9 protein-coding genes and 2 pseudogenes are annotated in these 14,660 nt (G+C 66.3%); 2 read left to right on the top strand and 9 right to left on the bottom strand.

Annotation, left to right across the window (positions count from 1 at the left end; genetic code table 11):
* Positions 1-111: 111 nt before the first annotated feature.
* The 9 genes and pseudogenes from ACO2Q5_RS23670 to ACO2Q5_RS23630 all read right to left on the bottom strand — a co-directional run bounded on the left by ACO2Q5_RS23670 (position 112) and on the right by ACO2Q5_RS23630 (position 5,799).
* The gene (locus tag ACO2Q5_RS23670; RefSeq protein ID WP_423295672.1) at positions 112-276 is read right to left on the bottom strand and encodes a hypothetical protein; all 165 of its coding nucleotides are present in this window, start codon (positions 274-276) and stop codon (positions 112-114) included.
* Between the two features lie 9 nt (positions 277-285).
* A pseudogene (locus ACO2Q5_RS23665) lies at positions 286-384 on the bottom strand (calcium-binding protein); the annotation flags it as partial.
* Positions 381-527: a hypothetical protein gene (locus tag ACO2Q5_RS23660; protein WP_423295670.1), complete on the bottom strand. Its 147-nt coding sequence runs from the start codon at positions 525-527 to the stop codon at positions 381-383. The gene ACO2Q5_RS23660 and the pseudogene ACO2Q5_RS23665, both read right to left, overlap by 4 nt.
* Positions 528-688: 161 nt before the next feature.
* Positions 689-2,323, bottom strand: a complete 1,635-nt coding sequence (locus ACO2Q5_RS23655) for a CAP domain-containing protein (RefSeq protein WP_423295668.1) — start codon at positions 2,321-2,323, stop codon at positions 689-691.
* Between the two features lie 57 nt (positions 2,324-2,380).
* On the bottom strand, positions 2,381-2,791 hold the full coding sequence (locus ACO2Q5_RS23650; protein WP_423295666.1) for a hypothetical protein: 411 nt from the start codon (positions 2,789-2,791) through the stop codon (positions 2,381-2,383).
* A complete protein-coding gene (locus ACO2Q5_RS23645) occupies positions 2,772-3,503 on the bottom strand; it encodes an SDR family NAD(P)-dependent oxidoreductase (RefSeq protein ID WP_423295664.1) in 732 nt (243 codons plus the stop codon). Before ACO2Q5_RS23645 ends, ACO2Q5_RS23650 begins: the two co-directional genes overlap by 20 nt.
* Before the next feature lie 11 nt (positions 3,504-3,514).
* Positions 3,515-4,774, bottom strand: a complete 1,260-nt coding sequence (locus ACO2Q5_RS23640) for an AMP-binding protein (protein ID WP_423295662.1) — start codon at positions 4,772-4,774, stop codon at positions 3,515-3,517.
* Position 4,775: 1 nt separating this feature from the next.
* Positions 4,776-5,018 (bottom strand): hypothetical protein, encoded by a 243-nt coding sequence (locus tag ACO2Q5_RS23635; protein WP_423295660.1) that lies wholly within the window; start codon positions 5,016-5,018, stop codon positions 4,776-4,778.
* A gap of 19 nt (positions 5,019-5,037) precedes the next feature.
* Positions 5,038-5,799, bottom strand: a complete 762-nt coding sequence (locus tag ACO2Q5_RS23630; protein ID WP_423295658.1) for a hypothetical protein — start codon at positions 5,797-5,799, stop codon at positions 5,038-5,040.
* Between the two features lie 222 nt (positions 5,800-6,021).
* Here ACO2Q5_RS23630 and ACO2Q5_RS23625 point away from each other — a divergent pair.
* Together ACO2Q5_RS23625 and ACO2Q5_RS23620 are read left to right on the top strand one after the other, a co-directional pair.
* Positions 6,022-7,372, top strand: a pseudogene (locus ACO2Q5_RS23625) (IS1380 family transposase).
* 338 nt (positions 7,373-7,710) lie between these two features.
* Positions 7,711-14,478, top strand: coding sequence for a S8 family serine peptidase (locus ACO2Q5_RS23620; RefSeq protein ID WP_423295656.1), 6,768 nt, complete (start codon positions 7,711-7,713; stop codon positions 14,476-14,478).
* Positions 14,479-14,660 lie beyond the last annotated feature (182 nt).

Below are 14,660 nucleotides of genomic sequence, written 5' to 3'. Positions count from 1 at the left end.
GAACACATTCTTCGCCAGGTCGAGCCCGACCGTGGTAATCTCCGACATGACCGTCCTCCTTTGTGGAGCCTCACAGACCCATCTTGGCACATCGATGCCGTCGGGGGGCGGTCACATCATCAGAGCCGGCTCCAGCCAGCCCAGATGGATGCGGTCGATGCCCTCGCCGCCGTCGATCGTTGCCGGGCCGAGGGCGCTTACGATGATCGTGTCCCGTCCTGCGCCGCCATAGACGACGCTGGTGCCGGCGGTGACCACCTCCATCGCATGGATCACGTCATCGCCGTCGCCGCCGTAGATCGTGTCGATACTGCCGTAGCCGCCGAGGATGGTGTCGTTGCCATTGCCGCCATAGACCAGATCCGCGCCTTCGCCGGTATCTATGAAATCATGGCCGTCCCCCCGTAAATGGAGTCGTCGCCCTGTAACCCGTAAAGCGAATCGTCGCCTTCACGGCCGATTATCGCATCTGCAAAAGCCGTGCCGATGAGGGTGTCATTTCCCGAAGAACCATCGCGTAGCGCCATGATGAACCTGAATAATGCTGTGGGAAAATTATGAGCCGGGCGGATTGCCCGGGATCAGCATAGCATGGCGCCATTTTTCCGAGAAGTGCGCAAAATAAAGGCCGGATCCGGTCCGTCCGGCAGGTCAGGCGGGCCCTGCCGCAGGGGATCTGCGGGCGGTCCTACAGCAGCACATCCCCCGCCCCGAAGACCGCAGGCCGGTTCTGCAGCTCAATCACCCAGTCGGGCATTCCGTCTCCGTTCTGATCGCCGATCAGCAGGCCGCCGGCCGCATAATAATAGAACGAGGCCGTGCCGCCGCCGGTCAGGCCGCCGGTGGTGCTGAGGCTGGTGCCGAGCGCGCGCAGGTCGATCCGGTCGAGGCCGGTCTCGAAATCGGTGATCACATCGCGGGCGGCGCCGATGCCGATATGCGCGGCCGAGTTGAAGATGAAATGATCGGCCCCGGGGCTGCCGGTCATCACATCCCGGCCGGTGCCCGCGACAATCGTGTCATCCCCGGTCCCGCCGTAGATGCGGTTGTTCCCGGCGCCGCCGAAGATCAGATCATTGCCGCCGCCGCCGCCCGCGAAATCGTCGCCGAAGCCCAGATAGAGCGTATCCGCGCCCTCGGCGCCGTAGATCGTGTCATTGCCCGCGCCGCCGCCGGTCAGCCCCCCGCCCGGGCTGGTGTAGATCAGGTCGTTGCCGTCATTGCCGAAGAGCTGGTTGACGCCCGCCCCGCCATAGACCGTGTCGGACCCGCTGCCGCCCTGCACCGTGTCATTGCCGGCCCCGGCCCAGATGACATTCGACCCGCTGACGCCATAGATCAGGTCATCGCCCCCGCCACCGCCGATATTGTCATGCCCAGATCCGCCGTAGATCGTGTCATTGCCGCCTTCGCCGCGCAGGATGTTCGATCCGGCATTGCCGCGCAGAACCTCATCCCCCTCGGCACCGATCAGGCTCAGGTCGCGCAGGCCCAGCAGCTCGGCCTCGCGGATGCCGGAGTGCAGGACGGTATCGGCAGAGACCCGGACCGTCGTGCCATCCACCACGTCCAGCTTCACATTCTGGCCGTCGATCCGCACTGAAAGGCGCAGCTGATGTGCGCCGGTCTCGATCAGAACCGCGGTCAGGCCGCTGCCCGGGGAAAGCTGCATCGCATAGCCGCCGGCCTCATGGCTGGCGGTCTGGGCCGTGGCGGTGAAGATCCGCATGCCTGCGACGGCCTCGCCCAGCGAGTAGAACCCGTCGCCATCCCGGTCGCTGTAGGCCACGCCGGTCAGGAAGAGACCGGTGCCCGAGCGGGCGAAATCCTCGACCAGCATCGAGGTGACGGTCCGGCCGTTGGGGCTGTAGCCGATGACCTGCGCCAGCCCAAGCTCGCGGTAGGTTCCGTCCAGGAGGTTCAGCCGGTGGCCGGGGCTGCGGAACAGGGTGTCCAGATGCTGCCGCAGCATGGCCAGTGCATCCGCCCCGGCCGCCGGGCCGGAGAGGGATGCGATATTTTCCGCCGCGCCCCAGTGGCCGCTGAACACATAGCCTGCCGCGACCATCCGGTCATAGGGGCCGCTGCCGCCCGCGCCGGTATGCGAAAAGGTGCCGGTGTCCAGCATCCATTGCCCGTGCCCCTCGGCCGCCTGTTCCAGCAGGGCATTCGGGGCCAGAATCTGCCGGCTGGCCCCGTCCAGCGTGCCCGGGGCCAGACCGGCATTCAGGTCGATCCCCAGACGTGCCGCCTCGGCCCGCGGGTCAAGGCGCGCCCGGTTGATCAGTTCAAGGGCGAATTGTTCTTCGGCACTGAGTGTCATGGGCTCCCCGCGCAGGACCTGCTGCCATCTGCGGAAACTGTGACCTGCCCGGCTTCGTCAGGCAACCGTATATCGGCGGGCGCCGTCAGATGGTCTGCGTCCGACGATGCGCCAGTGCGTTGCGGTATCGGCCCGGCAGAAGGTCAGGCCATGGGCGCGGATCAGGGCCGCGGCCTCGCCCGCCAGGTGGCGGCGCAGCATCAGATGGGCGGGGATGTTCAGCAGCTTGGCCATGACCTCGATCCGGCCCCAGTGCCGCATTGCCTGCGGCCCCAGGGCGCGGCCCAGATGCGCGGGCGCCGGCAGGGCGCGCAGCTCCACATCCAGCGCATAGAGGTGACCGGCATCCGCGGCCGGGGGGCAGAAGACGAAGCGCCGCCCCGCCCCGTCATGGCTTGCGGGGCCGGGCCGGGCCTCCTCCGTCAGGATGAGGCCGCCGAACGGGGCATCAGCTGGTGATGCCGCCATCGACGAAGACCACCTGACCCTGCATGTTGGTCGTGCCCGAGATCACCAGGTCGACGACCTTGAAGATGTTCTCGTCATTCGAGAGGCTCCCCGAAGGGGTGCGCCGCTTGATGGTGGCCAGCTGTTCGGGCAGCAGGACCGAGGACATTTCGGATTCGAAAAAGCCCGGCGCCACGCAATTGACGAAGATCCCCGCCTCGCCGATCTCGCGCGCCAAGGCCCGGGTCATCGCATCGAGATAGCCTTTGGACCCGGCATAGACCGACAGGCCCGCATAGCCGCGCGAGCCGCAGATCGACGAGATCGAGCAGATATTGCCGCGGCCTGCCAGCAGCATGTGCTTGATCGCGGCGCGGGTCAGCAGGGTGGGGCCGACGATGTTGATATCGGTGATGCGGCGGATGGTCTCCACATCGGTATGCATCAGGAGCTGGTCCTGGCCGATGGCGGCATTGTTCACCAGACTGTCGATCCGGCCGAAGCGGCGGGCGGTCTCGCCCACGAAGCGGGTGACGCCCGCGGCATCGACGGCATCCAGCTCGGCGAAATGGAACCGCTCGCCATATTCGGCGCTCAGCCGGTCCATGGCCGCGGTCCGCGACCGGGCGAAGGTGGCGACCGAATTGCCGTTTTCCAGCAGCCGCTCGGTCAGATGCAGGCCCAGGCCGCGCGATCCGCCGGACAGGATGATGCATTGGTCTTTGGTATGCATGGGATTGCCTTTCAGCTTTTCAGACTGGCCCGCAGGGGCACATGATCGGGGAAATCCCAAATCCGGGGAATGGCGTAATCGGCCAGCTGGCCTTCGCAATGCGCGATCAGCATGGCCTCGGCTTCGGCCTCGTCCATCGGGCGGCGCAGGACGACGGTGGCCATCGGCAGATGGCCGACAAGCGGCGCGCGGCGGGCCTTCACCTGCGCCCAGAGCACATCGGGATGGCGCAGCAGATGCGCCTCGATATCCGGCGGAAAGGCCTTTTGCCCGCCGACATTGATCATCGCATTGCCGGCCCGGCCCAGGAAATACACCCGGCCCTCGCGCTCCTCGACCAGATCGCCGCTGTCGATCCAGTCCCCGGCCCCGGCGCTGTTGCCATAGCGCGAGCGGATGAAGAGCCGCCCCTCCTCCAGCTTCAGCGCGACCGGCCCCCCGGCGCGGTGCAGCAGCGCGGCATCAAAGCCGGCGCGGCCGTCGGTCACGACAATGGCGGCCCCGGCTTCGGAGGAGGCATAGATGTGCCGGATCCGGGCCGCGGGATAAAGCGCGGCCAGCCGGTCAAGGATCGCCTGATCGACGATCTCGCCCCCCATCGAGATGGCCCGCAGCGGGGCCGTGGCCAGCAGTTCCGGACCAAGGGTCATCAGCGCATGGCGCCAGAAGGTGGGGGTGGAGGAGATCGCCGTGACCAGACCCTGCCGGATCGCCGTCTCGAAACTGCCTGCCAGATCCGAGAAATCGGCCGGCACCAGATCCTGCCCCGCCACGAACAGCCCGAGCCCGACCATCTGATACCAGGCGTAAGAGCCGATCTGATAGGGCAGGAACCAGCTGTTGGCCGGCAGATCGGCCACCCGGTCAAAGGTGTTCAGGCTGGCCCGGTCATGCGGGATCAGCTTCAGCAGTCCCGTGGTGCCCGAGGTCAGGACGGTGACCCGCCCCGGCTGCACGCTGCCCGCGGCCGGGTGCTGGCCCAAAGCCGCCCCGTCGCGGACCGAGACCAGCTGCACGCCGTTTTCGGCAAATCGCGTCTCGACATCGGGGGAAAGCCGCGCCGCCTCGATCACGCCGAAATCCAGATCCGCCGCCATGCCATAGGCCACCGCGCCAAGCGCCTCGGCCATCGTCTCCAGCACGAAGACCACGCGCCGCCCGGCAAAAGCGGCAGGATCCCCCAGCCGGTCCGCGGTTTCCGCGCCCAGACTGTCCCAGGTGACGGTGCCCCGGGGCAGATGCAGCCGGTTCGCGGAATGAAGCCCGGTCATCTCAGGCTGCCGTCGCGGCCTCGAAGAAGTCGAGCACGTCCTTCACCGTCTCGATCCGGCGCATCGAGGCCGCATCGAAGGCCAGTTCGCGGTCGATCCGGGTCTCGATCCGCAGGGCGACCTCGGAAAAGTCGAGGCTGCGGAAATTCGCCTCGCGCGTGGTCTGCGCCTCGCCGGTGATGGAGGCACGGCCGCGCTTGGCAAGGACCGTGTTCATCAGGTCGAGAATTTCGGAACGGGTCATGGAATGTCCTTTTGCTGAATTACTGGGCAAGGGCCGCGGCTTCGGCGTCGATCTCGGCGCCGAGGGCGGCAATCCGCGCCCGGGCGCGTTCGGGATAGGCGTCGGTGAAATGCCGGTGCCAGGGATGCCGGGTGCGGCTGGCCATATGCATCAGAAAACGGACCTGTCCCGCGACCTCGCCTTCGGCCCCGCTGATCAGCACGCCGGCCGGGATGTCGCCGCGCGCCACCGCGCCTGCGGCGATCATCGCGCCGCGCCCGATCCGGGCGCCGGGCATGATCTGGGCATTGACGCAGACCGTGGCCATGTCGCCGATGCTGACCGGATCTGCCAGATGCGAGGGCGGCAGCGGATCGTTCATCAGCGTGGTCAGCGAGAACAGCCAGACGAAATCGCCGATCTCGGCGCCGCGTCCGACATGGGCATAGCTGTGCATCCGGGCGAAATCACCGATCCGGCAGGCGCCCTCGATGTCCGAAAAATTACCCAGACGCAGGTTTTCGCCGATTTCGGCCCCTTCGCGGATCACGACATGATGGCCGGTTTCCAGCCCGGGCCCGATGGTGCTGCCCTCGTAGATCACCGCATGAGAGCGCAGATTGGCCCCCGCCCCGAGGATCAGGGGTGCGCTGTCCTTGCGGATGCTGGGGTGGCCGATCACCGAGAAATCGCCGATCCGGCAATCGTCCCCGATCTCGACATTGCCATGGATGCGGACGCCGTGGCCGAAGCTGACATTGCGTCCGATCCGCGCTGCGGGATCAATGCTGCAAAACTCCAAATCCCACAAGCTCCGCGCCATCCCTGAAATTGCTGTTCCGTTTAAGCGCAGACGCCAGGCGTTTCAAGCGACAAGGCCCGGCCCTCCGGCGGGGGCTGCGGGCGCGTCCGCGGATTGTGGCATTTTTCTCCCACATTCCCCAAGTAACTTGCTGATTTCGCTGTCGTGGGCGTGTTATTTTCGATATAAATCATGGTGTTGCAGGCTACGAGGGCACGTTTTATGGATCACCCAGAGGGTGCGGGCTCGCAACGGGCAGATCGGGTGGATTTCGACCCTCGCGTGCGGGTGGAATTTCGCGGCACGCAGCTCAGTTCCGACGGTGGCCTTCTGGTGATGCGGGAGATGGATGACGCGCTCGGGCTGTCCAATCTTGGGGCAATGGCGCTGCGCGACACCCGGCGCGGCAAGAACACGATCCATCGGCTTGACGGGCTTTTCCGGCAATCTGTGTTCGGGCGGTTGGCCGGATACGAGGACGTCAACGATGCAGATCGACTGGCCCTTGATCCGGTCATGCGCCAAATCGTGGGTGGCCGAGCGGTCGATGCGCAAGCCGCCTCGGCTTCGCAGATGGGGCGGTTCGAGACCGAGACGCTGGCCCTGCCCGAGAACCGTGCCGCGCTGGCCGACCTGAACGGGCAATGGATCGACCGGTTTCATGACCGCAATGGGCTGAAGTACATCGTGCTGGACATGGACAGCTCGGTCAGTCCCACCCATGGCGATCAGGAGTGCGCAGCCTGGAACGGGCATTTCGACTGCACCTGCTATCATCCCAACTTTCTGTTCAATCAGTTTGGCATGCTGGAGCGCTGCGCCCTGCGCCATGGCAATGTCCACAGCGCCGATGGGTGGCGGGACGTTCTCGACCCCGTAGCGCTACGCGGAACGCGACCTTGGCGGCCGGTTCTTCCGGGCCGATGCCGCCTACGCGATCCCGGCGATCTATGAGCGGCTGGAAGAAGCCCGGTTCTTCTACGCCATCCGGCTGCCTGCGAACAACGTTCTGCGCGAGAAGATCGCGCATCGGCTGATAAGGCCCGTGCGGCGGCCCTCCCTGACCAAGGTCAAGCGGTTCTACGAGGACTTCGAGTATCAGGCGGCGTCCTGGGACAAACCGCGCCGGGTGATCGCCAAGATCGAATGGCAGCCGGGCGAGCTGTTCCCGCGTGTCGGCTTCATCGTCACCAACATGCCTATGGACCCGGACTGGGTGGTGCGGTTCTACAACCAGCGCGGCACCGCCGAGCAGCACATCAAGGAAGGCAAGCACGCCTTCCGCTGGACGCGACTGTCATGCCGAAAGTTCCGCGACAACGAGGTGCGGCTGCAACTGCACGCGCTGGCATACAACCTGGCAACCTTCCTGCGCTGCATCGAGTTGCCCGAGGCCATGGCGGACTGGTCATTGGCCAGCCTGCAGCTGAAGCTGATCAAGATCGGCGCCCGCGTCGTGCGTCACGCTCGCGCCATCACCTTCCAGCTGGCCGAGGTAGCCGTCACCGGCCCGATGGTCCGCGCCATCCTCGCCGCCATCCGCCGATTGCGAGCGCCGCCGTCATGCGCATGACCGCGATCCACACGCAAACTGAACGAAAGCGGCAGGACAGGTCCGTCCGCTGCGCTGAAAAACACCGCCGCCGGGCCGGGATGCTGCGAGTTTACGGGCCGATTCGCCCAACTTCGGGCGATTGCGCGACCACAGACGCCGCTTGGGGCGGAAAACGCTTGATCAGCTGGCGCAGTCAGGCGATCTTGACGTCAGAAGGCAGGCCACTTGGGGAATGTCGGTTTCTGCCGGTCTTTGGCCTGCGGACCACTTCTGCCATTTTCCTGCCATCTGCGGTTGATTGGCTGCCCTGATCCGACTCTAGTCACAGTTCAGTATTTGCCCGGGACGAAACTGCCATGCCCACGCGCGTCACGCCGACAGATTCCCTTTATGCCACGCAGACCCACTACGATTATCTCGGCGGGAGTTTCGGCTTTTCCCGTGAAGGGATCGAACGGGTCTGGGCTGATTATTCCGGCGCCGGGGTCAATCTGGGGATCTTCGACACCGCCATCGACCCCCTGCATCCGGAATGGGCCGGGCGGATCAATCTTGGCCCCACGATCACGGTCGAGACGCCGGACGGCGCCTTTCTCGATGTGTCGCATATCAACCGGACCGAGAACCACGGCATTTCGGTCGCGGGCATCATCGTCGCCTCGGCGGATGGCGTGGGAACCGTGGGCATCGCGCCGGGCGTCACCTTCTCGGGGGTCGATGTCTATTCCGACTATGACATGAGCCTGTTCCCGGCCTTTTCGACCTTCGTGAACGAAAACGACGCGCCGCTGATGTCGCAGATCCTGGAGGGGCTGCAGCAGTTCGACGTGGTCAATGCCAGCTGGCACAATGACAGCCTCTACAACCAGACGCTGGCCGGCACCGGCGACAATGCCTCTGCCCCCGAGGCGCTGGAAATGCAGGCCCAGCTCGCCGCCATCCGCACCGCCGCGGCCGAGGGGCGCGACGGGCTGGGCACCATCATGGTGATGGCGGCCGGCAATGATTTCGACGACCTCTATTACAATGACAACGGCACGATCCGGCGGCTCTACATCGACAACCGCCTGAACGAGGAAGAAGGCACGATCACCATCGACTTCGAGCGGTCGGGCCTGCAGGACGGCCCGAACGGCACGCCGCGCGTCACGCTGGAGCAGATCGCCGCCGGGCTGCTGACCGCGGCCGAGGCCAATACCGGCACCGACCAGCGGGTGGCCGCGCGCGAAACCATCGCGGTCGGCGGCTATACGCAGCGGATCGTGCTGGCGGACGGCACCGTCTTCGAAAGCCAGGTCGCCCCCTATGCCTCGCGCGGGGCGGCGCTGCTGGTCTCGGCGCTGACCCGGATCAACCAGCCGCTGACCGATGTGCTGTCGGACAATGCGCTTTACCCCGGGCTGACCACGGCGGCCGATCTTTTCGCCTCGCATCTGGTCAATTACGGCGACGGTGTTGTCAGCACCGATGTGACCACCGAGCCGGGCTTCGGCTGGGACAATGACGATCCGCCGGTGCCGGGCTATACCAACAATTTCGGCGGCACTTCGGCGGCCACCCCGCAGGTCACCGGCGTGGTCTCGCTGATGCTGGAGGCGAATAGCGGCCTCGGCTGGCGCGATGTGCAGAACATCCTTGCGATGTCGGCGCATCATGTCGGCTCGCCCATCGGGGCGCCGGACCCGGCCCGCGTCAGCGAACGCTTCACATGGGAGATCAACGGCGCCACCAACTGGAACAACGGCGGGATGCATTATTCGGCCGATTACGGCTATGGCGCGGTGGATGTCTTCGCCGCCGTCCGCATGGCCGAGGCCTGGCGCCTGTTCGGCGCGGCCCAGGTCTCCGGCAACGAGATTTCGGCCCAGGCCTCGGGGATCATCGTCAGCACCATCGCGGCCGGCAGCCCGGCGGCCCCGGTCACCACCACCCGCACGGTCACCCTCTCGCCGGTGGATCTGGTGACGGAATACGTCACCTTGTCGGTGGTGCTGCAGCATCCGGATTTCGCGGCGCTCGACATCTATCTGATCTCGCCCTCGGGCACGCGGATCGCGCTGCATGACGTATCCTCGGACAATTTCGCCCATACCGGCGTGGCGGCCTCCGGCCTGACCTGGACCTTCCCGGCCAATGCCTTCCGGGGCGAGAATCCCTCCGGGGTCTGGACCCTGCAGATCATCAACAACGGCACCGCCTCGGGCACCCTGCGCGAGGTGGGCGTCACGGTCTATGGCGCGGTCGAAACCGCCGATGATGTCTGGCACTATACCGAAGAGGTCTTTGACGCGGCCTTTGCCGGCCGGCTGGGCAGCACCCTGACCGATACCGACGGCGGCACCGACTGGATCAATCTGGCGGCGATGACCGGCGATCTGACCATCTCGCTGGCGCGGGGCGGCACCCTGTCCCAGATGCGCGACGGCGGCGCGGTGGTCTTCGCCCGGATCGGGGCGACCACCGATATCGAGAATGTGGTGGCGGGCGATGGCGATGACCTGATCATCGGCAATGCCCTGAACAACGATCTGGTCGGCGGCCGCGGCAATGACACGCTGGAGGGCGGCGGCGGGCTGGACACGCTGGAGGGCGGCGCTGGGGCCGACCGTCTGATCGGCAGCGGCGATATCGCGGCTTACCGCCTGTCGCGCGAAGGCGTGCAGGTCAACCTTGCCACCGGCGCCGCCACCGGCGGGGATGCCGCGGGCGATGTGCTGAGCGGCATTTCCGGGCTGATCGGCTCTGACCACGATGATGTGCTGATCGGCGACGGGGCCGCCAACCGTCTCTATGGCGGGGCGGGCGACGATATGATCGCGGGCGGCGGCGGCGCCGACAGCCTGTTCGGCGGCGATGGCAATGACCTGCTGCGCGGCGACCCGAACCTGATGCGGGCCGATGGCGGCGACGGCGACGATTTCCTTGATTTCCGCGCCAGCGCCACCGCGGTCTCGGTCAGCCTTGCCGACAGCCGCTTCACCTCGATCGAGGGGATCTATGGCTCGGCCTTCGCCGATACCCTGCAGGGCAGCAGCGGCGATGACACGCTGATCGGCGGCGCGGGGGGCGACCGGCTGATCGGCGGCGGCGGCCGCAACACCGCCTCCTATCAGGGGGCGGCGGCGGGCGTCGTGGCCAGTCTTGCCAATGCCGCGCAGAACACCGGCGAGGCCGCGGGCGACAGCTACAGCCAGATCCACAATCTGACCGGTTCCGATTTCGCCGATACGCTGACCGGCGATGACGGGCGGAATGTGCTGGACGGCGGCGCCGGGGCCGACAGCCTGAACGGCGGCGCAGGCAATGACACCATCCTCGGCTCTGCCGGGGCCGACCGCATTGATGGCGGCACCGGCACCGACCGGGTGGATTACAGCCGCTCCGGCGCCGGGGTCACGGTCAGCCTTGTCACCGGGCTGGGCAGCGGCGGCGATGCCCAGGGCGATGTGCTGGCCAATATCCAGGAGCTGGTCGGGTCGGATTTCGCCGACCGGCTGACCGGCGACGGCGCGGCCAACATGCTGGATGGCGGTGCGGGCAATGACACGCTGCTGGGCGGCGACGGCGATGACACCCTTTATGGCCAGGCGGGCGATGATCTGCTGATCGGCGGCGCGGGCAATGACCGGCTGGAGGGCGGCGACGGCCATGACACGCTGGATGGCCGCAGCGGCACCGATTCCCTTTATGGCGGGGCGGGGGACGATATCCTGATCCTTGGCACCACGACGGCGGTGATCGACGGCGGCAGCGGCCGCAACATCGCCAGCTTCGAGGCGCAGACCGCCGCTGTCGCCGTCTCACTGGCGACGCGCAGCGATTTCGTCTCGATCCAGGGTCTGCTGGGCACCGCCTTCAACGACACGCTGACCGGCGATGACGGCAACAATTACCTCGAAGGCGGCGCCGGGGCTGACCGGATCATCGGCGGCGGCGGCGGCGATACCGCAGGCTATACCCGTTCGGATGCGGCGGTGAATGTCAGCCTGCGCACCGGCACGGCCCTTGGCGGCCATGCGGCGGGCGATGTGCTGATCGGCATCGAACATCTGACCGGCTCGGGGCTGAACGACACGCTGGAAGGCGATGCCGGCGACAATATCCTGTCGGGCGGCGCGGGCGACGACCTGCTGATCGCCACCGCAGGCCATGACACGCTTTATGGCGGGGCGGGCATTGATACCGTCAGCTACCAGAATGCCACCGCCGGGGTGATGATCACCCTGGTGGACTGGCGCCAGCTGGACATGCCCGGCGTCACCACGGAATTCGCCCGCGGCCATGTGCTGGTCGATATCGAAAACCTGATCGGCTCGGCCTTCGATGACGAGCTGACCGGCGGCCGGCTGTCCGGCACCATCTGGGGCGGCGCGGGCAATGACACGATCTATGGCGATGCCTTCGGCGGCATGGGCAATGACACGGTCTATGGCGGCACCGGCAATGACTCGATCCGCGGCGATGTCGGCGATGACGAGCTGCATGGCGACGAGGGCAATGACACGATCGGCGGCGGCGCCGGGGCCGACCGGCTGTATGGCGGGGCCGGGCAGGATTACCTGTCCGGGGCCGAGGGCAATGATCTGCTGCGCGGCGGCGGCGGGGATGACCACCTGTTCGGCGGGCTGGAGAATGACACGCTCTATGGCGATGACGGCAATGACGAGCTGAACGGCGAGGAGGGCGACGATCTCCTCTATGGCGGCGCCGGGGATGACCATCTGATCGGCGGCGAGGGCCGCAACCTGCTTTATGGCGATGACGGCCATGACACGCTGTTCGGCGGCAGCGGCAGCGATACGATGTATGGCGGCACCGGCAATGACGCGCTTGAAGGTCTGGACGGCAACGATGTCCTTTATGGCGACGAGGGCAATGACACCATCAACGGCGGGACCGGCAATGACTTCCTTGCCGGGGGCGCCGGCCATGATCTGATCCTCAGCATCAGCGGCCAGAACACCATGTTCGGCGGGCTGGGCGATGACACGATCTATGGCGGCACCGGGGCCGATTACATCGACGCGGGGCCCGGCTTCAACCTTGTCTCCGGCGGCGCCGGCCATGACACCATCGTCGGCGGCATCGACAATGACACCCTTCAGGGCGACGAGGGCAATGACAGCCTGCGCGGCTGGGGCGGCGACGATCTGCTGACCGGCAGTTCCGGCTATGACACGCTTTGGGGCGATGCCGGCAATGACGAGCTTTATGGCGGCACCGGCCAGGATGTCCTGATCGGCGGCGAGGGCAATGACCTGCTCAACGGCGGCGAGGACAATGACAGCCTCTATGGCGGTTATGGCAATGACACCTTTGCCGGCGGGGCGGGCGACGATTATGCCGAGGCCTTCATCGGCAGCAATCTGATGTATGGCGGCGCGGGCAATGACACCTTCCACGGCGGCGACGGCCATGACCGGATCGACGGCGACGAGGGCGATGACCGGCTGAACGGCTGGGGCGGCAATGACCGGCTTTCGGGCGGGCTGGGCAATGACGCGCTTTATGGCGGCAATGGCAGCGACAGTCTCTATGGCGGCGAGGGCAATGACTATCTCGAAGGCGGCGGCGATGCGGCGGCGGCCAACCTGCTTTATGGCGGTGACGGGCAGGATACGGTCTATGGCAGCATCGGCCATGACAGCATCTATGGCGATGCCGGCCATGACCTGCTCTACGGCCTGCGCGGCAATGATGTGCTGAATGGCGGGGCCGGCAATGACACGCTTTATGGCGGCTATGGCGATGACACCATCGCCGGCGGCGAGGGCAATGACTATGCCGAGGCCTTCACCGGCCGCAACCTGATGTATGGCGGGTTCGGCAGTGATACCCTTCATGGCGGCGACGGCCATGACACCATCAACGGCGATGAGGACAACGACCTGCTGAGCGGCTGGGGCGGCAATGACCAGATCTCGGGCGGCAGCGGCCGGGATACGCTTTATGGCGGCAATGGCAGCGACACGCTCTATGGCGGCGCGGGCGACGATTATCTCGAAGGCGGCGGCGATGCCACCTCCCGGGACCGGCTGTTCGGCGGCGAGGGCAATGACACCGCCTATGGCAGCATCGGCCATGACGAGATCTACGGCGAGGACGGCAATGACGTGCTCTACGGCCTGCGCGGCAATGATGTGCTGAATGGCGGGGCCGGCAATGACACGCTTTACGGCGGCTATGGCGATGACACGCTCGCCGGTGGTGACGGCGACGATTATGCCGAGGCCTTCACCGGCCGCAATGTGATGTATGGCGGCTTCGGCAACGACACCTTCCATGGCGGCGATGGCCATGACACCATCAATGGCGACGAAGGCAGCGACCGGCTGCACGGCTGGGGCGGCGATGATGTGCTGAATGGCGGGTCCGGGGATGACTTCATCTTCGGCGGCGCCGGGGCGGATATGCTCGTCGGCGGCGCGGGCAATGACTATCTCGAAGGCGGCACCGAGGATGCGGCGGCCAACCGCCTGTTCGGCGGCGACGGCAATGACACCGCGGTCGGCGGGCTCGGCAATGATGAATTGCAGGGCGAGGCGGGCAATGACGTGCTCTATGGCGCAAGGGGCAACGACCTGCTGAATGGCGGGGCCGGGGATGACACCCTCTATGGCGGCCTGGGCAATGACACCTTGGTCGGCGGCGAGGGCAACGACTATATGGAAGAGGTCGCTGGATCGAACCTGTTCTATGGCGGCGCCGGTAATGATACGATGATCGGCGGCACGGGCGACGATGTGATGTTCGCCGAGGTCGGCAACAACCTGATGCAGGGCGGGCTGGGCAATGACACGCTCCATGCCGGGTCGGGCACCGATATCCTGACCGGCGGCGGCGGGGCCGATGTCTTTGTCTTCGGCCATCCGGCGCGCATCGGCTTTGGCGAGGCCGGGGATGTCATCACCGATTTCACCTCGGGGGTCGACCGGATCGACCTGACCGCGCTGCAGACCACGTTCAACAGCACCAACGGCTTCCTCGGCAGCGGCCGCTCCTCCTTCTATTTCGATGCGGCACAGCAGATGCTGCTGGGGGATTCAGACGGCAATGGCGGGGTGGACTGGATGCTGCGGCTGACGGATGTCACCTCGGTGACGGCCGGCGATTTCCTGCTGTAAGGCGGGCCCGGCGGGGGCGGACGTTGCCGCCCTGCCCCGTCACCTCTGCGCGTTGTTCCAGAGGTTTTGGACGGCGTTTTGCATGTTTTTTGCGTAATCTGGGTTGTTGACGAACCCCGGGTCTGCGGCGGCGCGGTGCAGGCGCTGTTTCAGGGTGGCGCGGCGGGCGGGGTCGTTGCCGA

This window comes from Neotabrizicola sp. VNH66, from assembly GCF_049445895.1.
GTDB lineage: Bacteria > Pseudomonadota > Alphaproteobacteria > Rhodobacterales > Rhodobacteraceae > Pseudogemmobacter.
Note: the sequence above shows the minus strand (reverse complement) of the source record. Positions and strands in the feature narration are given on the sequence as shown.

Coding starts and splice junctions, on each gene's coding strand:
- ACO2Q5_RS23655 (WP_423295668.1), bottom strand. CDS start 2,323: ATGACACTCAGTGCCGAAGAACAATTCGCCCTTGAACTGATCAACCGG.
- ACO2Q5_RS23660 (WP_423295670.1), bottom strand. CDS start 527: ATGGCGCTACGCGATGGTTCTTCGGGAAATGACACCCTCATCGGCACG.
- ACO2Q5_RS23645 (WP_423295664.1), bottom strand. CDS start 3,503: ATGCATACCAAAGACCAATGCATCATCCTGTCCGGCGGATCGCGCGGC.
- ACO2Q5_RS23640 (WP_423295662.1), bottom strand. CDS start 4,774: ATGACCGGGCTTCATTCCGCGAACCGGCTGCATCTGCCCCGGGGCACC.
- ACO2Q5_RS23635 (WP_423295660.1), bottom strand. CDS start 5,018: ATGACCCGTTCCGAAATTCTCGACCTGATGAACACGGTCCTTGCCAAG.
- ACO2Q5_RS23650 (WP_423295666.1), bottom strand. CDS start 2,791: ATGGCGGCATCACCAGCTGATGCCCCGTTCGGCGGCCTCATCCTGACG.
- ACO2Q5_RS23620 (WP_423295656.1), top strand. CDS start 7,711: ATGCCCACGCGCGTCACGCCGACAGATTCCCTTTATGCCACGCAGACC.